Source organism: Parafrankia discariae (genome assembly GCF_000373365.1).
In the GTDB taxonomy this organism is placed as follows: domain Bacteria; phylum Actinomycetota; class Actinomycetes; order Frankiales; family Frankiaceae; genus Parafrankia; species Parafrankia discariae.
Genome location: NZ_KB891209.1, coordinates 22,801 through 45,031, shown reverse-complemented (window position 1 = coordinate 45,031; position 22,231 = coordinate 22,801). Strand labels below are relative to the sequence as shown.

14 protein-coding genes are annotated in these 22,231 nt (G+C 73.6%); 4 read left to right on the top strand and 10 right to left on the bottom strand.

Annotation, left to right across the window (positions count from 1 at the left end):
- Nucleotides 1-56: 56 nt before the first annotated feature.
- Both B056_RS0113410 and B056_RS0113405 read right to left on the bottom strand, forming a co-directional pair.
- Nucleotides 57-944, bottom strand: coding sequence for a PIG-L deacetylase family protein (locus tag B056_RS0113410; RefSeq protein ID WP_018502384.1), 888 nt, complete (start codon nt 942-944; stop codon nt 57-59).
- On the bottom strand, nt 941-2,179 hold the full coding sequence (locus tag B056_RS0113405) for a class I SAM-dependent methyltransferase (protein WP_154677008.1): 1,239 nt from the start codon (nt 2,177-2,179) through the stop codon (nt 941-943). Before B056_RS0113405 ends, B056_RS0113410 begins: the two co-directional genes overlap by 4 nt.
- A 124-nt stretch (nt 2,180-2,303) precedes the next feature.
- Here B056_RS0113405 and B056_RS0113395 point away from each other — a divergent pair, with 124 nt between their 5' ends.
- Nucleotides 2,304-5,531, top strand: a complete 3,228-nt coding sequence (locus B056_RS0113395; protein WP_230202979.1) for an AfsR/SARP family transcriptional regulator — start codon at nt 2,304-2,306, stop codon at nt 5,529-5,531.
- A 5-nt stretch (nt 5,532-5,536) separates the two neighbouring features.
- Complete coding sequence (locus tag B056_RS0113390) at nt 5,537-5,989, top strand: PH domain-containing protein (RefSeq protein WP_051105617.1); 453 nt, start codon at nt 5,537-5,539, stop codon at nt 5,987-5,989.
- 142 nt (nt 5,990-6,131) lie between these two features.
- Here B056_RS0113390 and B056_RS45375 read toward each other — a convergent pair whose 3' ends face one another.
- Nucleotides 6,132-7,331 (bottom strand): rhomboid family intramembrane serine protease, encoded by a 1,200-nt coding sequence (locus B056_RS45375; RefSeq protein ID WP_154677007.1) that lies wholly within the window; start codon nt 7,329-7,331, stop codon nt 6,132-6,134.
- 78 nt (nt 7,332-7,409) lie between these two features.
- Nucleotides 7,410-7,937, bottom strand: a complete 528-nt coding sequence (locus B056_RS0113380; RefSeq protein ID WP_018502378.1) for a peptidylprolyl isomerase — start codon at nt 7,935-7,937, stop codon at nt 7,410-7,412.
- Nucleotides 7,938-8,411: 474 nt separating this feature from the next.
- Between B056_RS0113380 and B056_RS0113375 the strand changes: the two genes are divergently transcribed.
- Complete coding sequence (locus B056_RS0113375; protein ID WP_018502377.1) at nt 8,412-9,134, top strand: hypothetical protein; 723 nt, start codon at nt 8,412-8,414, stop codon at nt 9,132-9,134.
- A gap of 96 nt (nt 9,135-9,230) precedes the next feature.
- Here the strand turns inward: B056_RS0113375 and B056_RS36355 are convergent, their stop codons facing one another.
- The 3 genes from B056_RS36355 to B056_RS0113360 all read right to left on the bottom strand — a co-directional run bounded on the left by B056_RS36355 (nt 9,231) and on the right by B056_RS0113360 (nt 15,320).
- Nucleotides 9,231-10,754: an MFS transporter gene (locus tag B056_RS36355; RefSeq protein WP_051105616.1), complete on the bottom strand. Its 1,524-nt coding sequence runs from the start codon at nt 10,752-10,754 to the stop codon at nt 9,231-9,233.
- Nucleotides 10,755-10,836: 82 nt separating this feature from the next.
- Complete coding sequence (locus B056_RS36350; RefSeq protein ID WP_018502375.1) at nt 10,837-12,639, bottom strand: FAD-dependent oxidoreductase; 1,803 nt, start codon at nt 12,637-12,639, stop codon at nt 10,837-10,839.
- Nucleotides 12,640-12,719: 80 nt separating this feature from the next.
- A complete protein-coding gene (locus B056_RS0113360; RefSeq protein ID WP_195905904.1) occupies nt 12,720-15,320 on the bottom strand; it encodes a hypothetical protein in 2,601 nt (866 codons plus the stop codon).
- Between the two features lie 1,003 nt (nt 15,321-16,323).
- Here B056_RS0113360 and B056_RS0113355 point away from each other — a divergent pair.
- Entirely contained in the window at nt 16,324-17,523 is a 1,200-nt protein-coding gene (locus tag B056_RS0113355) for a universal stress protein (protein ID WP_018502373.1), read from the top strand.
- A gap of 67 nt (nt 17,524-17,590) precedes the next feature.
- Here B056_RS0113355 and B056_RS0113350 read toward each other — a convergent pair whose 3' ends face one another.
- From B056_RS0113350 to B056_RS0113340, 3 genes are all read right to left on the bottom strand, one after another.
- On the bottom strand, nt 17,591-19,279 hold the full coding sequence (locus tag B056_RS0113350) for a C2 family cysteine protease (RefSeq protein WP_018502372.1): 1,689 nt from the start codon (nt 19,277-19,279) through the stop codon (nt 17,591-17,593).
- Between the two features lie 210 nt (nt 19,280-19,489).
- Nucleotides 19,490-20,662 carry a phosphotransferase family protein gene (locus tag B056_RS0113345; RefSeq protein WP_026239664.1) on the bottom strand — a complete coding sequence of 391 codons (1,173 nt, stop codon included), beginning with the start codon at nt 20,660-20,662 and terminating at the stop codon, nt 19,490-19,492.
- Between the two features lie 74 nt (nt 20,663-20,736).
- Nucleotides 20,737-21,942: a phosphatase PAP2 family protein gene (locus tag B056_RS0113340; RefSeq protein ID WP_018502370.1), complete on the bottom strand. Its 1,206-nt coding sequence runs from the start codon at nt 21,940-21,942 to the stop codon at nt 20,737-20,739.
- Between the last annotated feature and the right edge of the window lie 289 nt (nt 21,943-22,231).

Here is a 22,231-nt window from a genome sequence, read left to right as displayed (position 1 = left end):
CGTGGTACGCAAGCTCCCCTGCCGGAGAGTCGCCGAGGTGACAGCCACGGTGTCCCTCAGCCGCGGTGATCGACGAACGCCTCCTCCGCGACCCAGCCGGCGAACCGCCGCGGACCCAGCACCGCCAACGCGCCCGTGGTCTGCGAGGCGTGCGCCCGCAGCGCGGCGACCTTGCGTTCCAGCAGCCGTCCGGTCAGGTTCAACCGGACCGCGAGCGCGCCGGGCGCGACGACCGGGCCGTCGACGCCGTCGAGGTCCGCGCCGTCCATGGCGACATCGAGGAGCTCGTCGACGTCCCTCGTCCGCTCGCGGTGGTCGGTGGACGCGGCCGCGTACAGCAGGCGGGCGCCGTCGGGGGCCGCCCGTCTGAACGCGGTGGTGGTCCAGGCCGAAACGGCGCGGTGGTCCGGGTGGCCGGTGAACCCGTCCGGCCCGAACGTCACCACGACCGCCGGTCGGAGCTCGCGGATGACACCCTCGATCCGCTCCACCGGGCCGGCGACGTCGGCCGCACCCGACGGGACCGACGGGGCGGACGGGGCGAGCCGGGCGCAGCCACCGTCGGGGAGGCCGAGCAGAACCTGCTCGCTCACCCCGAGAACGTCCAGCGCCTCGGTCAGCTCGGCCACCCGCAGCCGCCCCGGAGTCAGCCCCGGCGGCGAGCCGGGCGGGACCGGGCCACCCAGCTCTCCGCAGGTGGCGGTGACGCAGACGACCCGGGCACCGAGCTGCGCGGCGGTGGCCATCAGCGCCCCGGACAGGTAGGTCTCGTCGTCCGGGTGCGCCCAGACGCCGAGCAGCGGTCCGAGGGACAGGGCCGCCGCCGGGCCTCCCGCCGCGGCACGGCCCGCGGTGAGAAGGCGCCGAACCACCGCCGCCGCCTCGGGATCGACAGCGGCGGCGACCTCCGTCGTGGGCGGCCCGGCGGCCGGCCCGGGAGTCACTGTCGGGCCTCGACGACGATGTTCACCATCGTCTCGGCGGCCACCCGGACCGAACCGAACCCCGCCGCCGTCAGGACCTCACCCAGCCGAGCCGGCCCGGCCATGCCGCCGAGCGCGTCCCGGGCGCCGCGCTCACCGGCGAGGATGTCGGCGCCGTGGTCACCGTCGCCGTCACGGTCGTGGTCGTGCTGGGACAGCGCGTCCGGCAGGCACACCAGGGTGGAGGCGGCGTAGAAGCTCAACCCGACGACGTCGGTGTTCTCCTGCACGCTGTCCCCCGCGCGCGGCTCGACCAGCATCAGCGTGCCGCCCGGCGCCATCGCCCGGCGGCAGGCCACCGCGGCCGCCACCGCGTCCCGGACGTGGTGGAAGGAGTCGAAGAAGCAGATCAGGTCGTACCCGTCGCCGATGCCGCCCGTCACCGGGGCGACCGAGAACGTCGTCCAGTCAGCCACCCCGGCGCGGTTGGCGGCCGTCCGCGCGGCGTTGATCGACTCGGGGTGCGGGTCGACGCCGTGGAAGGTGGACGCCGGGAACGCCTCCGCCATGAGCAACGTCGAGGTGCCGTGGCCGCAGCCCACGTCGAGGACCTTCGCGCCGGCGCGCAGCCGCTCGACGACCCCGCCCAGCGCGGGCAGCCACTCGCGCACCAGGCTGGCGCGGTAGAGCGGGGCGAAGAACCGGTCGACACCGCTGTAGAGCCGCGGATCGTGGGTCCCCCAGCCGATGCCGCCGCCGGTGCGGAACGCCTCGACCAGCCGGTCCGCGGCCGCGTAGAAGCCCATGAGCGACTCGTAGCCGCCGGCCGAGGCCACCGGCGAGTCCGGGTCCGCGAGCACCGCGGCCCATTCCGCGGGCAGGTGGAACCGCCCGCTCGCCGGGTCATGGCGCAGGTTGCCCGCGGCGAACTGGGACGCGAGCCACTCGCGCAGGTACCGCTCGGCCAGGCCGGTCGCCGCCGCGAGCTCCGTGCTGGTGACCGGGCCCGCGGCCGCGAGACAGGCCCACAGCCCGAGCCGGTCGCCGAGCCAGCCCAGCGCACCCACGGTGGCGATCGCCTGGTCCTGCGCGATCTTGTACGCGAACCGCTCGACCTCCGCGAGATCCAGGCCCGCGGACGGACCCGCCGCGGCGGCCGCCGCGCCGACCGTCCCGGGGGCGGCCTCGGCGGTGGTCCCGGGCGCCGCCTCCTCGCTCGTCCTGTGGGCCGTCGTCCCGTGGGTCGTGCTCGTCATGGCTGTCTCCTCGTTGGGTCGGATGTCCGACGAGGTGTCAGGCACCCGTCCGGACGATCCCGGCGATGAACACCTCCGAGACTGCGGTCACCGACTTGAATGGGACCTGCACGCGGGATGCGCCGTGCTCCCAGCGGACGCACGGCCGTCCAACGGCGAGCGCACCACCGTCGAACGGCGGACGCACAGCCGTCCCGGTGGGTGGAGGACGAGGGGATTCGGGGGCGACGGCGTGGACGACCCGGACGCGGGTGTGGAGGTCGACGTGCTCGGCCCGCTGCGGCTGCGAGTCGACGGCGTCGAGGTGGACGTCCCCGGTGCGCGGCGGCGGGCGGTGCTGGCCATGCTGGCGATGTCGCGGACGCGGGTCGTCGGAGCCGGCGCGCTGATCGACGCCGTCTGGGGCGCGGACCCGCCCGCCTCGGCCGACGGCACGCTACACAGCCATCTCTCCCGAGTCCGGGGCCATCTGGGGCCGCGGGCCGGCCGCCTGGTCCGGGACGGAGGCGGATACCGCCTGGTCCTGGGCGCGGGCGCGCTTGACGCCGCCCGCGCCGAGACGCTCGCCGCCAAGGCCCGCGCGCTGCGCCCGGCCGATCCCGCCGCCGCGGCCGACCAGCTACGGCAGGCCCTCGACCTGTGGCGGGGTGACGCCCTGGCGGAGTTCGGTGCCGTCGGCCCGCTCGGTGCCGAGGCCGCCCGGCTCACCCGGCTACGGCAGACCCTCGTGGACGGCCTGCTCGACGCCCGGCTGGCCTGCGACCCGGCGGCGGCGGTAATCGGCGACGCCGAGCAGGCCGCGAACGCCGACTTGTTACGCGAGTCGGCGCTGCTGCTGCTGGTCCGCGCGCTGGCCCTGGACGGCCGGGCGCCCGAGGCCCTCGCCGCGGCCCGTGACTTCCGCCGCCGGCTCGCCGACCAGACGGGTCTGGAGGCGTCGTCAGCGCTGGCCGAGCTCGAACGCGCGGTCGCCCGCGGCGACCTCGCCGCCCCCACGCCACGCGCCGTCAGGCCCGGGCCGCCGGTCACGGCCAGGCCGGGCGGCACGGGCACGGCTGTCGCCGCGGGCACGGTGTGGTCAGGGCAGCCGGACGGCCCGGACGGCCGTGGGGACCAGGCGGCCAGGGCGCGCGTCCCACACTCGCCCACTCCGCTACTGGGCCGCGCGGAGGAACTGGACCGGCTCGCGGAGCTGCTGCACCCCGACCGGTGCGTCACCGTCGTCGGCCCCGGCGGCGTGGGAAAGACCCGGCTGATGCTGGACGTGGTGCACCATGCCACCCCGCGGTGGCCGGACGGGGCCACCCTCGTCGAGCTGGCGCCGGTCCGGGACGAAGCGACCCTCCCGTTCGTGCTGGCTCAGGCCCTCGAGGTCACGACACAGGGAGACCTGGTCCGCGCGGTCATCGACTACCTGGCGACCCGCCGGCAGATACTGGTGATCGACAACTGTGAGCACCTCCTGGACGCTGTCCGCGACCTGGTGGGCGAGCTGCTCCGCTGGGTGCCGAACCTCACGGTGCTCGCCACCAGCCGCGCTCCGCTGGGGACGTCCGGGGAGTGGGTGTTCCGCCTCGGGCCGCTGCCGCTGCCCGCCGCGGACGCCGCTCCCGAAGACGCCGCCGCCGTCCGGCTGTTCCTCGACCGGGCGCGCCAGGCTCGGGGCGGCCGGGACCTGCCCGCGGCGGCCCTCGGGGACGCGGCGGCGATCTGCCGACGCCTGGACGGGCTGCCATTGGCCATCGAGCTCGCCGCGAGCCGACTGACGACGCTGAGCCCGGCGGACCTGCGCGCGCGCATGGACGCCGGGCTCGACCTCGGGCGAGTCCGGCGACCACCCGTCGACGACCACCGGCATCACACCCTGCGCGGCACGATCGCCTGGTCCTACCGGCTGCTCGACCCCTGGGCGCAGCTCCTCTTCCGCCATCTGGCGGCCGTTCCCGGCCTGTTCGACCTCTCGATCGCGGAGTTCATCGCCGCCGCCTTGTCCGGCTCCAGGTCCAGGTCCAGGTCCGGTGAGGGTTCCGAGCCGGCCCGGGATCCGATCGCCGCCCTCAGCACGCTCGTCGACGCGTCGATGGTGGAGACGGTCGCCGACCCGGCCCGTCCTGACGACGGCACGGCGTTCCGCATGCTGGACAGCATCCGCGCGTTCGGCCTGGAGGCCGCGCGGGCCGCCGGGGAGCTCGAGACCGCCCAGGTCCTGATCGCGGCGTGGGCCCACGGCTTCACCCGGTCCGCGGCGGCCGGCCTGCACGGCCCGGACGGGCCGCGCTGGGGCCGGCGGATCCTGACCGCGCTGCCCGTGCTGCGTGCCTGCCGCGAGCGGATGATGGAACAGGGCGACCTTGCCGGGGCGGCCCGGATAAGCATCGATCTCGGGGAGTTCGCGGCCTGGCACAACAACGCCGAGCTGTGGGCCTGGGCGCTGGAGACCGCAGACGCTCCCGGCCTCGCCGGGCTGCCCGAGGCCCCGCTGCTGTACGCCGCGGCCAGCCACGCCGCCTGGCGGGCCGGCAGTCTCGGGAAGGCCCGCGAGCTGGCCGACCGGGCCCTCGCCACCGCTGTGGACGACGCCGGTGAGGCGACCGCCCGTTACGCGCTGGGCGTCACCGACCTCTTCGCCGGCGAGTTCGCCTCGTCGATCGAACACCTCGTCACGGCGGCCGCCCTCGACTCCGAACTGGCCGCCCACGAGATGGCCGTCGCGGCGCTGGCCGCGGCCTACGGCGGCGATGCCGACTGGGCGGAAACGCTGGTCACGCGGGCACGTCAGCTCATCGGCACCTCGGGCGGGCCGATCATCTGGTCGTTCGTCGAGTACGTCCAGGCCGAGATCCACATCCACGACGATCCCGTGGCGGCACGCCGGCACGCCGAGCGCGCCCTGGCCGCGGCCCGCACCGGCGGTGTCCCCTTCGCGGTCGGGATCTCGCTGGTCACCCTCGCCTCATCCGCGGTGCGGACAGGTGACCTGGCAACGGCGACCGCCCACTACCCGGAGGTGATCCGGCTGTGGCTGCGCACCGGTAGCTGGCCGCAGCAGTGGACCACACTGCGCAACGTGGCGGACCTGTTCGCCCAGTTGGGGAAGGATGCCGAGGCGCTGCTGCTCTCCACGGCCGCCGACGCGGACCTGGACTCCCCCGCCGTGGTCGGAGCGGATGCCGAGCGGGTCCACGCCCTGGTGGAGCAGCTGCGGGCCAGGCTCGGCGCGGACGCGGTCGCGGCGATCCGGGGGCAGGCCGCGCGGCTGAACCGGCTGGAGGTCGTGGACCTCGCCCTGACGACGCTCGCCCAGCTGGCGAACCAGTGCGCCGGGACGCCCGCGCCGCCTGTGGTTGGGTGAGGCGGGTGAGCACGCCCCCGGTCGACCTCTCGTGGTCCCCGCCGATCTGGCGGTGCGTGGCCTACGCCGCGGGCGGCGCGGCGCTGATCGCCGTCGCCGCCGTCGCGGATCTCGCCTGGCGGGTCGCCTCCCTCGACGGCGCGGGACGGCTGCTGGTCGGGCTGGTCGGGCTGGGGCTGGTGGCGCTCGCGATCAACGACGCGGTGTCCCGACCGGCCCTGCGGCTCAGTCTCGGCGGGATCGACTACGTGGAGGGCCTGCGGCGGCGCCATCTGCCATGGGCCGCGGTGCTCGGCGCGCGATCGGGAACCCTCACCCACGGACGGCGCCTCGTCCACCTGCGGACCCTGGAGATCGAAACCATCGACGGGCCCGTGCTACTCAGCCGCCGCGCACTGGGCGTCGACCCGGAACAGATCGCCGAGGCCCTCGAGGAACTCCGCCTCCGCCTGGGCTGAAACCAGTGCGTCGGCTGCCGGCCAGCCCGACCCCCGGCCAGCCAGCCGTTACGAGTTGCCCCACCAGCGCATAGCCCGGCTCACCCAACTCGCTTCCGCGCACCAGGCCCCGACCCGGCTCCGGCGGGCGGAACCGGGGGCGCTAGGCGAAGGCGGTGGTCAGGTCCGCGCTCTTGATGACGGCCGCCGCGAGGAGCAGGCCGACGAGCGCCACCACCCCGGCCGCCTGCACGACCGTTCGACGTGGTGGGACGTAGGCGTAGAGCAGGCCGACAAGCACCCCCGTGGCCAGTCCTCCGACGTGGCCCCAGCGATCGATGAAGGACAGGGTGAACGTGAGCGCGAAGTTGATCCCGATCAGGATGAGGATCTGCGTCGTGTCGGCGCGCAGCCGCCGGGCGATCACGTAGTACGCGCCGAAGAAGCCGAAGATCGCGGTGGACGCCCCGACCGAGTTCACGGACGCGCCGTTCACCAGATAGCTCAGTGTGTTCCCGCCGACGGCGCAGGCGACGAACAGGGCCACCAGGCGAAGCCGCCCGAGAATGGCCTCGAGCTGGTAACCGAGCACGAACAACGCGTACAGGTTCACCAGGACGTGCAGGTAGTTGACATGTAGGAAGGCGGCGGTGAGGAGCCGGTAGTACTGGTCATCCCACGCGAGGGCCACACCGTACAGGCGGAAGTCGGCGCTGAACTGGTTCAGGGAACCGGAGTTCCGCACCAGCCCGGGCAGGCCCTGCAGGACGAACGCCACCAGGCACAGACTGATCAGGATCTGGGTGACCAGCCCGCGCCGGCCGGTTCCCGCCCGGCTCCCGAAATCCGTCCGCGGCTCGCGGCGCCGCTCGGTGCGCCCGCCGCCGCCGGCGCCGGATTCCTCCGGGCAGTGGAAGCCCACAGCCGCCGGACGCATGCAGTCCGGACAGATGGGACGCCCGCACCGCTGGCAGGTGACGTAGGTCTCCCGCTCGGGATGCCGATAGCAGTGGGGCAGACTCGGCGCTCCCGCCGGCGGCGGGGTCCAGCCGGCCTGGCCGGTGGACGGGCCGGTCTCCGGCCGCCATCCGAGCTGCTGCCCGTGCGGTGGACCGCCCGGCGGCGGACCACCGGGCGTCAGGCCACCCGCCGGCGGGTCGCCCGGGGTTGGACCACCCGACGGCGGCCCACCGGGGGGCGGCGCCTCGCCGGCCGACGGCAGGGGGGACGCGGGACGCGGGATCTCGGCCCGGCCGGCACCATCGGCGCCGCCGGCCCGGCCGGCGCCACCATCAGCGCCGCCGCCGCGCGCACCGGAGCCGTCCGACGCACGGGTCGGATCACCTGCCGGCGAGTCCGTCACCGCCGGACCCGCCACACCGGGCAGCTGTGATCATCCCGGTCGGTCGCGCGCGCCACCCCTGCCTTCATGGTCGACGCTTCAGGCCGGGCGGCGTTCGACGACGATCTCCTGAACCACCACGTCGGTCTTGGGGCGGTCCTGCGCACCGGTCGGCGTCTTGCCGATCTTGTCGACGACGTCCGTCCCCCGGGTGACCTCACCGAAGATCGTGTGCTTGCGGTTCAGCCAGTCGGTGGCAGCCGTGGTGATGAAGAACTGCGAGCCGTTCGTGCCCGGGCCCGCGTTCGCCATCGCGAGGAGGTACGGGCGGTTGAACTGCAGGTCGGGGTGGAACTCGTCGGCGAACTGGTAGCCGGGGCCGCCCCGACCGCTGCCGAGCGGGTCGCCACCCTGGATCATGAAGTTCGGGATCACCCGGTGGAAGATCGTCCCGCTGTACAGCGGGACACCGGTCTTCTTCTCGCCGGTCGCGGGGTCGGTCCACTCCCGGGACCCGGTCGCGAGCCCGACGAAGTTCTTGACCGTCTTCGGCGCGTGATCGGGGAACAACCTGATCTCGATGTCGCCCTGAGTCGTGCGCACCGTCGCGTACAGCTCCTCGGCCATGGGGCCTCTCTTCTCTCCGTCTTTTCGGCACGGTCTTTCCGGCCCGGTCTTTTCGGCACGTACGGCGTGTCCTCGTCCCGATCGTATGCCGCACCTCCGACGGAAACCGGGTGCGCCGCCCGCGGCCGGCTCCCGGACATCCCGCCGGCCACACCGGACACCGCGCCGGCACACCCCACCGCCCCGTCGGGTGCCCGGACGCCCGGACGTCGTACCGGAGCGACACCACGGTCCGCGCCCACACGGGACCACCGGTGACCGCCGGTACCCGGGACAGCACAGGGCATGTGTCGCAAGGGTAGGTGACACGACCCGCGTCCCGTCGCGTTGTTAGGAGCCACCGAACGGGGTACGGGACACTGCACAGATCTTGACGGCGCGTATCAACTCCGCCGGTGGAGCCGTGGCCGGCCGCCGGGCGCGATCCGCCACCAGGATCGCGACAGGTCACGACGCAGTAAGCGAAGGGATGCCATGAGCACGACACTCAAGGACAGGCTCGCGCACGTGACGGACGCCGCGCCGGTGAGCGGGCTCCCGAGCGCGGCGAAGAACGTGGCGGACCGCGCGGGCGCGGCGGCGTCGAAGGCCGCGTTGAAGGCGGGCAGCACCGCGGGATCCGCGGCGCACGCCACCCGGGACGCCAGCAGCACACTCGCGCACCGGGTCTCCGATGTCTCCGGCGCCGGGGGGGCGGCCGCGGGCAAGGCGGCCGGCAAGGCTGCGGGGCTCGCCGTCGGCAAGGCCACGACGGTGTCGGGCCGGACAGCCCGGCGGATCGAGAAGGCCCGGTCCAGCGCGGAGCTGTCGGCCGAGCGGGCCCGGATGGCGACCGAGCTCCGGCTGGAGAAGTCGCGTTCGCGCAAGGCCGTCCGCTCCGAGTCGAAGGCCCGCCAGCGGGCCGACCGCGCCCAGGAGCTGCTGGAGAAGCGGCTGGAGAAGGCCGAGGTGAAGCTCGCCCGGGTGCACCGGCGCCGTCGGCGCGGATTCGTGACGCTGTTCCTCATCGGCGTCGGCGCGGCGGCTGCCGTCGCGGCCCGCCGCTACCTGGCCAGCGCCGACACCGAGACGATCACGGCCGAGCCGGTCGCCCCGCTGCGCTCCGACCTCGCCGACGGCGTGGGCCCGGAGGTGACCTCCGGCCTCGAGGAGATGCCCGGCATCGACACCATGACCGAGGCCGGCCGGCGCCCCTGACCGGCCGTGCGGTGCCCGGCGCCTCCACTGGCCGGGCACCGCCCCCGCCGCCCGCCCGGAGCCGCGTCGTCGGCTGGGGGAACCGCGCGGTTCCGGCTAGACGTGACCCGGAACGGGCTGGGACGCGCCCTCGGCGGCCCCGGCCGACTCCAGCCGGCCGGCGGCCGATGTGATCATGAAGAGCCCGGCGAGCATCGCTGCCAGGCACATCCCCGCCCCGACCAGGAGCGCGTCGGCGTAGCCGGCCACCGAGGCCTCGATGAGCTCGGCGGGCGAGAGCCTGGTCGCCCCGGCGGCGCTGGCCGCGTCCGCCGCGTGGTTGTTCGCCACGGTGCTGGCGACCGTGGCGAGCACCGCCAGCCCGATGGCACCACCGACCTGTTGGGTGGTGTTCAGCAGACCGGAGGGCAGCCCGGCGTCCGCCGCGTCGACGCCGGCGACCGCGACGGCGGTGAGTGGGACGAAGGAGATGCCCACCCCGAAGCCGAACAGCACCGTCGTGGGCAGCAGCAACGTGGGGTAGGACGAGTCCGCCGACAGGGTCGAGAGCCAGAGGAGCGCCCCCGCCGCCAGCAGCGGGCCGATCACCAGCAGCGGCTTCGCCCCGAACCGGCCGAACACCTGGCCGGAGACGCCGGCCGCTACCATGATCGCGATACTGACGGGCAGGAACGCGAAGCCGGTCTGGAGCGGGCTGTAGTCGAGCACGCCCTGCACGAACAGGGTGAGGAAGTAGAAGACGCCGAACATCGCCGCGGCGACCGCGAGAATGATCAGGTTGGCGCCGCCGCGATCCCGGTTGCGGAACAGCCACAGCGGAACCAGCGGCTCGCGGCACATCGCCTCCCGGAGCAGGAAAAGCCCCAGCAGCGCGACCCCGCCGATCAGGCAGAGCAGAGTCAGCGGATCCGACCAGCCGTGGGTGGTCGTCCGGGTCAGGCCGTAGACGCCGACCGTCACGCCGGCGGTGACCCCGACCGCGCCGGGGAGGTCGAACGTTCCCGTGCGTCGGGGTGCCTCGGTCAGGACCCGCGGCGCCAGCAGGGCCACGAGCAGGCCGATCGGCGCGTTCACGAAGAGGACGAAGCGCCAGGACAGCAGGTCGGTCAGGATGCCGCCCAGGATCAGGCCGATCGCGGCGCCCGATCCGGACATCGCGGCGTAGATGCCGAAGGCCCGGTTGCGCTGCTGACCCTCCGGGAAGGTGGTCGTCACCAGCGACAGTGCCGCCGGGGCCGCGATCGCGCCGCCGACCCCCTGCACAACCCGGGCGGCGTAGAGGAAGGCCGGGCTCGTCGCGAACCCGCCCACCAGCGACGCCAGGGCGAACACCAGTACACCGATCACGAACATCCGGCGGCGGCCCAGGATGTCGCCCGCCCGGGCGCCGAGCATCAGCAGGCCACCGAACGCGAGGGTGTAGGCGTTCAGGACCCAGGGCAGGTTGACCTCGCTGATCCCGAGATCGTCACGCATGCTCGGCAGCGCGACGTTCACGATCGTCGCGTCGAGGACGATCATCAGTTGCGCCCCACAGATGACCAGCAGGGCGAGGCCGAAACGCCCCGGGGCGGTGCCCCGCGGTGGTGGCGTTGTCCCTGCGTCGGGTGGAGTCGACATGCCCGGGAACATAACCGGGACCGCCGACGGAATTCGGCCACGAGCCCGCCGTCGACCACATCCCGAGCGATTGTGACCCCATTCACATCTTGCGGGGAGTCTCCTGGTCTCCGTCAGCGACCTCATCCCGGCGCGAATCGTTATTCGTACTGGTCAGGGCACTTATTTCGTAGTGCCCTGGTGCCTCCGCCGGTACCGCCGGGTTCCGTGGTGCCACCGGCGCGATCCGCCGGTACGGCGTTCCCAACGGCGGGCGGGGGTCGGTGTCGCCCCGGTTCGGCCAGCAGGCCATCGCCCGCTCCGCCATCGCGGTGATCGTCAGGGACGGGTTCACCCCGAGGTTCGCCGGCACCGCCGAGCCGTCCACGACATGCAGGCCCGGATGGCCGAAGACCCGGTGATAAGGGTCGATCACGCCCCGGCTGGGATCAGCGGCCAGGACCGCCCCGCCGAGGATGTGCGCCGTCAGCGGGATGTCGGCCAGCTCGGTGATCGCGCCTCCCGGATGGCCGCCCAGGCGCTCCGCGACCAGCCGCGCCGCCTGGTTGCCCTCTGGTATCCAGGTCGGATTGGGCTCCCCGTGGCCCGCGCGACTGGTCAGCCAGGACGTCCCGAACGGCCCACGGCGCCGGGTGACGGTGAGCGAGTTGTCCCGGGACTGCATGACGAGAGCGATCATGGTTCGCTCCGACCACCGCCACGGCAGGGCCAGCAGAGCCAGGTGGGGACGGCGGACCAGCAGCAGCAGGTGCTTCGCCCAGCGCGGCAGGGAACCGCCGCCGTCGGTCATCGCGCTCGACAGGAACGCCATGAGGTTGCTGCCCCGGCCGTAACGGACTGGTTCGACGTGCGTGTGATCGTTCGGGTAGAAGGACGACGTGATCGCGACCCCCCGGGTGATCCGCCCGTCCGGCCGCAGCCGGGTCGCGCCCAGGATCGCCTCGGAGTTCGTCCTGGTCAGATGGCCGACCCGGGCGGAGATGCCGGGCAGGTGCCCCCGCTCACGCATGCCGAGCAGGAGACCCTGGGTTCCCAGGGCACCCGCGGCGAACACGACCTGGCCGGCCGTCCAGCGCCGCGCGTCCCGCCGCCGGCTGCCGGTGCGCACCGTCTCGACCTCGTAGCCACCGTGTCCGTCGGGGCGCACCGAACGCACGGTCGTGTCCGCCACGATGCGGGCGCCCAGCCCCTCGGCCAGGTGGAGGTAGTTGCGGTCCAGGGTGTTCTTCGCGCCGCGCCGGCATCCCGTCATGCACTCGCCGCACTCGACGCAGCCCGTCCGGGCCGGGCCGGCACCGCCGAAGTAGGGATCGGGAACCGTCACCCCCGGTTCGCGCCGGCCGTCGCGGCCGAAGAACACGCCCACGTCGGTCAGCCGGAAGGTGTCACCGACGCCCATGTCCCGCGCGACGTCCCGGAAGACCTCGTCCGCCATGGTCATCGACGGGTTCCGGGTGGAGCCGAGCATGCGCTCGGCCTGGTCGTAGAACGGCCCGAGCTCGGCGCGCCAGTCGGCGATGTCCGCCCACTGGGCATCGTCGTAGAAAGCGTCCAGCGGCCGGTACAGCGTGTTCGCGTAGACGACCGATCCACCGCCGACCGCTGTTCCGGAGAGCACCAGAACCCGCCCGAGCAGGGTGATCTTCTGGATCCCATGGCAGCCGAGACGGGGCAACCACAGGTACCTGCGGACGTCCCAGCTCGTCTTCGGCAGCGTCTCCGGGGTGAACCGGCGGCCGGCCTCGACGACCGTGACGCGGTAGCCCTTCTCGGCCAGGCGGAGCGCGGTCACGCTGCCTCCGAACCCACTGCCGATCACCAGGACGTCGCAGTCGTCCCGAGGCTCGATGCCCGCGCCTGACCGCTCGGTCTCGTCGCCGCCCATGTGACCCATCATGCCGCCAGGAATTCGGGTGCGCCGGGACACCGAGAGCGGAGCGTGACGGACGATCGTCACGCCCCCGCTCAATCTCCCGTCGGCGGCTCCGTTTCGTGGCTCGCGCTTTCCTGTTCCTGGCCGGTGACGTCTGATCCCTGGCCCGTGACGTCCGGTCTCTGGCCGGTGATGTCCGGCACGCCCGCGGTACCCGGCGGGATCTGGGCCGGCGAGCCCCCCTCGACAGCCACGCCACCGGGCGCCGGGTCACCGGGCGGCGAGTCGCCCGGTGCCGATTCCCCGGCCGGCGGCTCACCGGCCGGCGGCTCACCGGGCTCCGGGATGCCGGGCTCCGGGATGCCGCCCGTCAGGTCGCTGCCCAACAGGCCACCGACAACGAGGAGTCGCCTCGCCTCCTCGTTGCGTCGGGCCTCCTCCGCTCCGGCGGCGGCGGCCGCCGCGATGGCGGCGAGATCCGGCGGCGGGGGCAACGGCGTAGCGGGCGGCTGCTCCACCGGGCCCGCCTGGTTCGCCTGACCAGCCGAACTCTTCTGACCAGCCGAATCGGCCTGTTTCGCCGCGACACCTGAGGCCGAAGCCGAGCGAGCCGGTGGCGCCGGAGGGTTGGCGGCGGGGGAACGCCCGGGGCGCGCAAAGCCCGTTTTCGTCGTGGCGGCGGTGGTTACCGGCGCGACCGGACCAGCCGATGCCGGCCCGGCCCCCGTCGGGGCGGACGTCCTCGCGGACGCCCCCGCCGTGGACGGCCCGGACAACCCGGACGACCTGGGCGCCGAGGGCGGTGCCGGCCGCGGCGGACGCTCCGGGGCCGCCCGCCAACCCAGGCAGGACTTGCAGCCGCACTCGGTCACGCCGAGCGGCAGCCGGTCCATCCGCCACCGGATGTTGTCGGCGACGTCGTCGCCGTTCACCCAGACACCGTTGGCGACGAAGTTGACCAGGTGGGTGGCCAGCTCCACCGGGGCCCAGTCGCCTTCGGAGAGAACCTCGTAGACCCGTTTGTCCAGCTCCGCGAAGTCCTCGACCGGGCAGCGCAGCATCTTCGAGAGGATGTCGATCACCTGACGGGTCGCCAGCCGGATCTCGTCCACGACAGGTGGTTCGGTCGACTCCAGCTCCAGCTCCGTCTCGGGCTCCGGTTCGGGCTCCGGTGCCGGCGCCCGCGATTCGGACGACGGCGCCTCGCCGGTCAGCGCGGGTTCATACCTGGGCGACGCCGGCGAGGAAGGCGTGGCCGGCGCGGGCACCACCGGCGGAGCCACGGGCGGGACAGGCCCGGGCACCGTTGTCGGCGGCTCGGGTGCGATCGGCGACGCGGCGCTCGCCGGCGGTGGCGCGGTACTCGGGGACGGCTGGACTTCCGGCACTTCCCGAACTTCCGGCAGTTCCTGGACTTCCGGCGGCATCTGCGGGCCCGCGGGAGCTGACGGCCCGCTCTCGTCGGTATGCCGCGCCGGGGAGGGCGTCGCCGCCTCGACCTGGTGTTCCAGGGTCGGCGGTGCGCCACCGGCCTCACGGGCCGAGGCCTCCGACGCCCGGGCCGCACTGGCGACCAGCTCGCTCACGGGGACGATCGGACGTGGGGGGAGCGAGCGACCCGATGTCACCGGCACCGGAGCCGCCGACGACGGCATCGCCGACGCGGAAGGCCCCGACGCGGAAGGCGCCGCTACGGAAGGCGCCGCTACGGAAGGCGCCGCTGACGAGGCTGCCTGCACCGACGGAGACCGGGCCGTGCCGAAGACCCCGGTCGAGATGTCGGACACCGCGCGGACCTGGCCACCCGCGGGCCCGGCGGCGCCGTCGGGGCCTACCGGTCCTCCCGCGCCGAACGGTACGTAGCTCGTCTCGCCGACGGCGATCGGATGTGCCTCGTCAACCCGCTCCGGGCCGGTCGCGGGTGCTGTCTCCCCCACGGACACGGGCGCCACCGAGGACGCGGCCGCGATCACGTCCGTGACCACCGAGGGGGGGAGCGTGCGCGGCTTGCGCCGCACCCGGACGACCCCGCGACCGCCCGCGCTGTACGTCGCGCGCTTGCGGCGGCGGACGAGCGCCGGCCGCTCCAGGGCGCCGGAGGCGAGACACCCGGGGCTTCGACCGGGCTCCGCCGGCCCGCCCGGTGCCGATGGGGTCGTGAGCATGTCATCGGACGACGTCACGGCGGTGAGGCCGGAGGTGCGGCGGCCGGGAGCGGCGGCCACGCCGGCCGGTTCCGGGTCACGCTGCCCGGCCCGCTCCGGGTCGCGCCGCGCGACGTCCTCGCCGGCGAGCCGGTAGCCGCCCGCCCGCGCGACCGCGACGGGCACGCTCAGCAGGTACCGCGCCGGCCGGCCGGCCGCCGGCCGGATGATCGTCACCAGCCAGCCGTTCGCCCGCAGCAGCGAGAGCTGGCGCTGCACGTGGGTACGGCTGAAGTTCGTCTGCTCGCAGAGCAGCGACAGACCGGGCGAGGTGATGTAGGCACCGCTCGGCGCCGGCCGGCCCGCCGGAGCGCTGTGTGTGCAGACCGTGAAGGCGACGAGCTTCATCGCGGGCGTGACACCCGACTTGGCGTTCAGGAGAGCGTCGTGCCAGTCCGCCGTGCTCGCGACCGGGACACCTCGGTCGGGAGTACTGACCATCACTAGGGCGCCAGGAATGACCAACTGGGTCATGGTGTCGGAAGCCACGCTCCTCCTTCCCTCCGATGGCAGGCGCCTCCGGTGCCGGAGGCCGCCGCCCCCGCGGCCGCGCCGCCCGCGACCTACCGGTCACGGGTACGCGGCCGCCGACTGGCGCGTTCGATGGTCTTTGGTATCAGTCGTGGAGGCCGTCCGGTGATGCTGAGATCGCGTTGTTGTGCGGTCTCGTAGTTGTCCGATCGCTTTAACTGGCGTTTAGCCAGGGACTGAGCGTGCGCGCTCCCGGTGGCACGGCACTCACCCCCGGAGCGCGCAGGTTGTCGAATGCACCTTTGTCATCTGGGCCGTCATCTGAGCCAGGCCGCTCCGGCAGCACCCGGAGCCCTGACGGGGAGACAACGATACGCGGGCCTTCGTCCGCTCACGTACGTTACTCCGCCCCCCGCGGCGACGCGCCAGGGCCGACCACCGCCCACCCACGTCCAGAACACAGCTCCCTCACCGGCGTCGCGTAGCCGCGAGGTCACCGGACGCTCCCGCTGCTGGCGACGACCTCGATGCGCGGACGCAGAGCATACAAAGAGCACACACCGACTGGCGACGGAATCATGCGTGACAGTCCGGAATGATCGGCACCACCCGGTTGGGCCCGCCGACTCCGCGCCAGACTGCGCACAGGGAGGCCACGCTCCGGCCACGGCGCATGATTCGATCGAATTTTCTCCGCTACGCCGAGGTCAAAATCCTCTCGCGAAACACAACGTCGAGGATCTTTATCCGCAATCCCCGGCACACATCAGAGTTGAAATCAACCCACGAAAACGACAACTACTTGATGTTCCGGCGGGCTCCCAGCCGCCCTCCGTCCCCATCGGACGACAACGATCTGCTCGCCAGACAGCTCAGGTTCCCGCTCCGCTGGCCGGGTAGGTCCGCTCCGACGGCACGTCCCGTCGCCGTCGCCGCGCCATCCACGCCGACGCCGACGCCGACGCCGTGACACGAGGGCACGTGGCGGGACGGACAGCTCGCGCCGAGCAGGAGGACCACGATGACCGACGGCGCCCTTACCGGCATCGAGGCGGCACGGACCTCGGAACGAACCGCCCGTCCGGCGACCGAGCGGCACCGTGAGCCCACGCACGGTACGGCCACCGACATCGTGGTCGGGATCGACGGATCCCCCGGCGCCGCCGTGGCGTTGGCCTGGGCGGTCACCGAAGCCGGCCGACGCGGCCTGCGGGTGCGCGCCGTCCTCGGATCCTGCGCCGGTGAGCAGCCCACCGCCGTACGCAGATCCGCCGACGCGGTGGCGGGGCCGCACGACGAGGCCACCCTGGCCTTCGCCGCCAGCCATGTTCTGCACGAGACGATCGGTGCCGCGCCCATCCCCGCCGGACTCGAGGTCCTTGAGGAGGTGGTGGACGCCCCCGGCGCCGAGGCCCTGCTCACGGCTGGTCGGGACGCGGCGATGATCGTCGTGGGGGCGCGCGGGCGCGGGCTCCTGCACCGGTTGCGGCTCGGATCGGTCAGTACGTCCGTGGCCGTCCATTCCCCCGTTCCGGTAGTCGTCACGCGACCCCCCCGTTCGGGGGATGCCGAGGATCCCGGTACCGACGGCCTCGCCGGGGCCGGGTCAGCCGCCGGCGATCGGCTGAGCGCGGCGAGCGCGCCGGGACCGGGCTCGCCGCACCGACGGCCGGTGGTCGTCGGGGTCGACGGCTCACCCAACTCGCTGGCCGCCCTGCTGTGGGCCGCGGTCGCCGCGGCGCTGCGCGGGGCACCGCTGCATGTCGTCCACGGGTGGCTCGCCGCGGTCTCCCTGCCGTTCGCCGAGACGTCCGGGGAGATCGTGCGGGCGATCGAAGGCCAGGCGCAGGCCGTGCTGGACGAGTCCGTCGAACAGGTCCTCGGCCCGTTCACCGGCGACGGGCCCGGCGAGGCCGGAAAGCCCGGTGAGTCAGGCGAGCCCGGAAAGCCAGGCGAGCCCGGAAGGCCCGCCGGACCGGCCGGTTCCGGAGCCGCCGTGCTCCGGTTCGACGCTCCGGCACCCGGCTCCGGGAAGATCGAGGTCTGCCGTCAGCTGGTGCCCGCTTCGGCCACCCGGGCTCTCCTGGAGGCAAGCCGCGACGCCGACCTGCTGGTTGTCGGGGCTCGGGGCAAGGGCGGGTTCGCCGAGCTCCTCCTGGGCTCGGTCAGCCATCAGACGATGCTGCACTCCGCGGCCCCCGTCGCGATCATCCGGGCCTGACGCCTGGCCGATGCCTGACTGACCCCTGATACCTGACGCCTGAAGTCCGCCGACCGGCACGGGCGGCTCAACGAGCCGGCGGACCGCGGCGGGTCGAAGCCCACTGGACGCCCCCCAGCGCCGGCTCCAGGCCGTCCCAGTCATGCCAGTCCAGCCGGTCGTCGGTGCCGGTCTGATCCCACGGGTTGCAGAGCAGGACCCGGCCCGTCCGCGCGTCCGCCCCCAACACCGCGTAGGCGTGGTTGGGCACCAGCCCAGAGTCCGGCGGAAGATCCGAGCGTGTCACCACGGTCACCACCCCACCTGCCGCCAGCCTGGCGGCGAGTTCGCCCACGGTCACAGCGGACGGCGAGCGGCGGACCGCGGTGGTGCCGGTCAGGTACTCCATCGCGGTGGCGGGGTCGCCGCCCTCAAGACGCGCATAGCTGCCGGCCATCCGCGCGTAGGCCTTCTCGTAGAGAGCGGCCCAGAGCTCCGGCTCGCCCGCGGGGTTGTCCCCGTCCGCCGCGATCTCCTGCCCGGCCCCCGCCCGTACCGGCAGGCTTCGGGTGACGGTGACCGGGACCGCTCCGCTCGGGAGGTGGACGGTGACGCTGACCGTCCCGTTCGGGTTCTCCCGCAGGTTGCGGCGCAGCAGGCCCGGATCGGCCCGCGCGATGCCGATGAGCGCGGCCAGGAGGTAGCAGTCCCCCACCGCACCCTGACCGACGTCCGACGGGGTGACACCGCTCGCCCAGAGCGGATCACGACCGCGGTCGTGCATCGTCAGGTCACCGGTGGACGGCGGATGCCCCACGGTGTATTCCCACGGCCCGTACCGCCCGCCGACGGGCGGTTCGAGGCCGGGGAACAGCCGCGCGATCTCGGCCACCATCGACGCCGGCGCCCCACGCAGGAGCAGGTCGCCAACGGCGAGGACGGCCGGCAGAAGCCCCAGCGTGCGCAGCTCCGCCCGGGTGGGCGCGATGCGCACCGCGGCGGCGAGCACCTCCAGCGGGCGCCCCCGCAGCCCACCGACGACCGCCCGCAGCTCGGCCGGGCCGAGCTGACCCAGCCGGGTCGCCAGCTCGCTCAGCTCACGCAGGTCGAGCCGGAACGGGTCCGCACCGATGGACGCGGCCAGCCCGGTCACGGTAGGAGCCACGTCCGCGCCCCTCCCACCGGACGCGGCGGTCATGACAGACCCGCCGGACCCGGCGAACCCTGCGGAACCGCCGGACGCGGCGTAGGTCAGTCGGCCGGCGATGGCGTCGGCCAGGTCGGGTGCCTCGGCCGCCACCTGGTCGAGGCCCTGGCATGGCCCGGCCACCACCAGGGCGCCGCCCGTGTCACCGGGCAGGGCGGGCACGATGCGCCGCACCTCGGCCGCGAGCCGGGCCGCGTCGTCCGCGGCGCGGCGGAGCCGGCGGGCCAGCTCCGCGAGCCGCTCCGGAGAGAAGGCCACGCCGACCACGGTCGAACCCGGGCCGGCCGGAGGCCGACCCCAGCCAGCCGGGACGGGCGGGGCGGACGGACGTGGCCCGCTCGGCGCTGCCGGCCCGGGTACCACGGCCCCCCGGGCGCCCTGAGCCGCGAGAAGATCCAGCCGCGCCGCCTGATCCCGCGCCGCGCGGGCCCCGGCCGCGAGCGCGGACGCCCACTCGTCGATGCGGCCGTGGCAGCGGCGCTGCCACGGCGACCGCCAGGTCTCGTCGTCGTCCAGGGCGAGTACCGGCGCGAGCAGCGACAGGCTCGCCGCCGCGACCCGGCGTAACACCGACGTCGCCGTTGAAACCGTCGCCGTTGGAGCCGTCGCCGTTGGAGCCGTCGCCGTTGAAGTCACAGTGGTCACACTCCGACCAGCCTCGCGACACGAAAAGTGATGACCAACGGTAACCACGTTCCACCCGCCGTGGACCGGCGTGACGGCAGAGGACAACAGACAGTTCCCACCAGCCGAAGCGGCCGGACGCGCTCGGGGGCGGCGTCAGAGGCCGGCCGCGGCCATCACGCGCAGGCACCGCTTCTCGAGATGGGCGACGACCCGCCAGTACTCGCGGAACGCCGGGTTGGTCGTCTGGCCGTGGTGGTACCGGAAGTAGATCTGCTGGGCGATGACGGCCAGCCGGAACAGCCCGAACACCTGGTAGAAGGGCCATCTGCCGACGTCCAGCCCGCGCCGTGCCGCGTAGTACTCGACGACCTCCGCCCGGGTGGGCATGCCGGGGCTGTGGGTCGGCTGGCGCCGGGTGAGCCGGAAGAGGTCGTCGTCGTCCGCCTGCACCCAGTACGCGAGGGCGCCCCCGAGGTCCATGAGTGGATCACCGAGGGTGGCCATCTCCCAGTCGAGGACACCGCTGATCCTGGGGAGGCCGTCCTCGTCGATACGGGACACGTCGAAGACCACATTGTCGATCCGGAAGTCGTTGTGGATGACGCAGGTGGCGACGTCCTCGGGGGCATACTCGGCGAGCCAGCGCACGACGACGTCGAAGGAAGGCACGTTCGGCGTGCGGGCCTCCCGGTAGCGCCGGGCCCAGCCGGTGAGCTGCCGATCGACATACCCGGCGCCGCGCCCCAGGTCGGACAGCCCGTAGGCGACCGGGTCGATGTCGTGCAGGGCGACCAGGAGATCCACGACGTGGAAGGCGAGGCGGCGGGTCCGCTCCGGGTCGAAGGTGAGGGAGCGCGGGAACTCCGAGCGCGGGATGACGCCGGAGACCCGCTCCATGACGTAGAACTCCGAGCCGATCACCGTGGGGTCGTCACAGAACGCGACCATCCGCGGGACGTACCGGAAGGCCGGACGCAGCCGGGCCTGCACCCGGTACTCCCGCGCCATGTCGTGTGCGCCGGACGCCTTCCGCCCGTGCGGTGGCCGCCGCAGGACGAGGTCGCGGTCCTGGTAGCGCAGCAGGTAGGTGAGGTTGGACGCGCCGCCGGAGAACTGCCGGACCACCGGGCGGCCCGGTGGCGGGACGGAACGGGCGACCGGCGGGCGCTCGGTCAGCACCCCCGCGCCGGTCGCGACCCCCAGCTCGGCCGTACCGACGGCGGCCCGCTCCTCCAGCCGGCGCCGAAGCCAGCCGTCCACCGCGGGTACGTCGAACGCGTCCTCGTCGCGCACCGGGCGTGACCCCGCGAGATCATCCACCGCCATCCGCCGAGCCTAGTGCCGGGAACGCCGCTCCGACCGGGGTCTGGGCGGCAGTGGCCGAGGACGATCCACGGCGGTCAGCCGCTCTCGCCGCCGGCCGGTTCCGCCCCGGCGACATCGGCCCGCGCCGCCGAGGGCGGGCGGTCCTCCGGCTCGGCGCCGCCCCGGGGAAGCGGGCGCTGTACGGGCAGGTCTGCGACGGGAGGTCGGCCGCGCGCGGCCGGAAGCACCGCTGCGAGGGCCACGGAGGAGGGCACGCCCACCGGGTGGTCCGTACCCTTCCTGTGGTCCGGTCCGGGCCGCGGATCCGCACCAGTCGTCTTCCCGACACCCGCGTCCGCGCCTATGCCGACCCCCGCGTCCAGGGCTACGCCGGCACCCGCGCCACCGCGGGCTCCGGGATGTGATCCGCCGAGCGGCACGGTCGCCTCACCGGCCCGTCCCCACACCCACTGGCCGGCGGTGATGGTCCACAGCCGCATCCGGGCGTGCACCTCGGGCCGGGTGAGCTGAACCGCCGTGGCCACCAGGCCACCGCCGATCATTCCGTCCAGCCAGTAGTGGTTCGCGGTGATCACGACGACGACGGTGGTGATCACCGGATGGGCGATGACGAGCCACCGGGCCCGCGACCGCAGGATGGTCACCACCCCCCAGGCGACCAGGATCGACCAGCCGACGTGCAGGCTCGGCATGGCCGCGTACTGGTTGGCCACGGTGTCGCCGGCGGTGTACGGGGAGGGGCCGAAGACCGCGCCGGTGTCGATCAGGGTGACGTGGGGCAGCTCCTGCGGCAGAAACCGGGGCGGCGCCAGCGGGTACAGGATGTGGATCATGAGCGCGGCGCCGGTGGACGCGAGGATCACCGTGCGGACTCGGGGCCAGTAGTCCCGGTGCCGGATCATCACCCACAGCAGGAATGTGATCGACGCCGGGAAGTGGACCCCGATGTAGAACCGGTTCGCCAGCTCCAGCAGCTCGGTGGAGTGCAGCGCGAGCTGCTGGACCGCGGACTCGTTGGGCAGGTCGAGCAGGCGTTCCAGGCTCCAGACGTCCCGCGCGTTGGCCAGCGCTTCGGGCTCCCGGCCGACGGCCAACTGCCGCCCGGTGCGATAGATCAGATAGAGCGCGCCGAGCAGCAGCACCTGGCCGACGAAGAAGATCGTCGCGCCGGCCGCGCGGCCGGCGCGGGTCGCCCGCCACCCGGAGCTTCCCGAGTGGACCGGGACAGACCCGGTCGCGGACCCGGCCCGCCCGTGCGAAGGAAACGGAATGCTCACCATGAGGCTTCCCGGTGCATCTCACGCCCTCCCGCCGACATGCCCCGTTAACCTCACGTTCCTACCGGCCGATCGGTAAGTAGAGCAAGCTCCTGAGAAGTGTGACCCCGCACTCATCCCCCGGAGACGGCCACGTACTGACTCTCAGTCGCCACGCTCGTTGCGCTCCGCCATCAGACCAGCACTCATACGACGCGCCGGTCGCCACGACGGGTGACAGTGAGATAAACCAACGGCGAACAGCCCTCGGCTATTTCCACCACATCGGACACTTTCTCCCACTGTCGTGTCA

What these genes read in the sequence shown, in the direction of transcription:
- B056_RS0113405 (WP_154677008.1), bottom strand. Translation starts at nt 2,179, where the DNA reads ATGACGAGCACGACCCACGGGACGACGGCCCACAGGACGAGCGAGGAG.
- B056_RS0113380 (WP_018502378.1), bottom strand. Translation starts at nt 7,937, where the DNA reads ATGGCCGAGGAGCTGTACGCGACGGTGCGCACGACTCAGGGCGACATC.
- B056_RS0113375 (WP_018502377.1), top strand. Translation starts at nt 8,412, where the DNA reads ATGAGCACGACACTCAAGGACAGGCTCGCGCACGTGACGGACGCCGCG.
- B056_RS36355 (WP_051105616.1), bottom strand. Translation starts at nt 10,754, where the DNA reads ATGTCGACTCCACCCGACGCAGGGACAACGCCACCACCGCGGGGCACC.
- B056_RS36350 (WP_018502375.1), bottom strand. Translation starts at nt 12,639, where the DNA reads ATGGGCGGCGACGAGACCGAGCGGTCAGGCGCGGGCATCGAGCCTCGG.
- B056_RS0113355 (WP_018502373.1), top strand. Translation starts at nt 16,324, where the DNA reads ATGACCGACGGCGCCCTTACCGGCATCGAGGCGGCACGGACCTCGGAA.
- B056_RS0113345 (WP_026239664.1), bottom strand. Translation starts at nt 20,662, where the DNA reads ATGGCGGTGGATGATCTCGCGGGGTCACGCCCGGTGCGCGACGAGGAC.
- B056_RS0113340 (WP_018502370.1), bottom strand. Translation starts at nt 21,942, where the DNA reads ATGGTGAGCATTCCGTTTCCTTCGCACGGGCGGGCCGGGTCCGCGACC.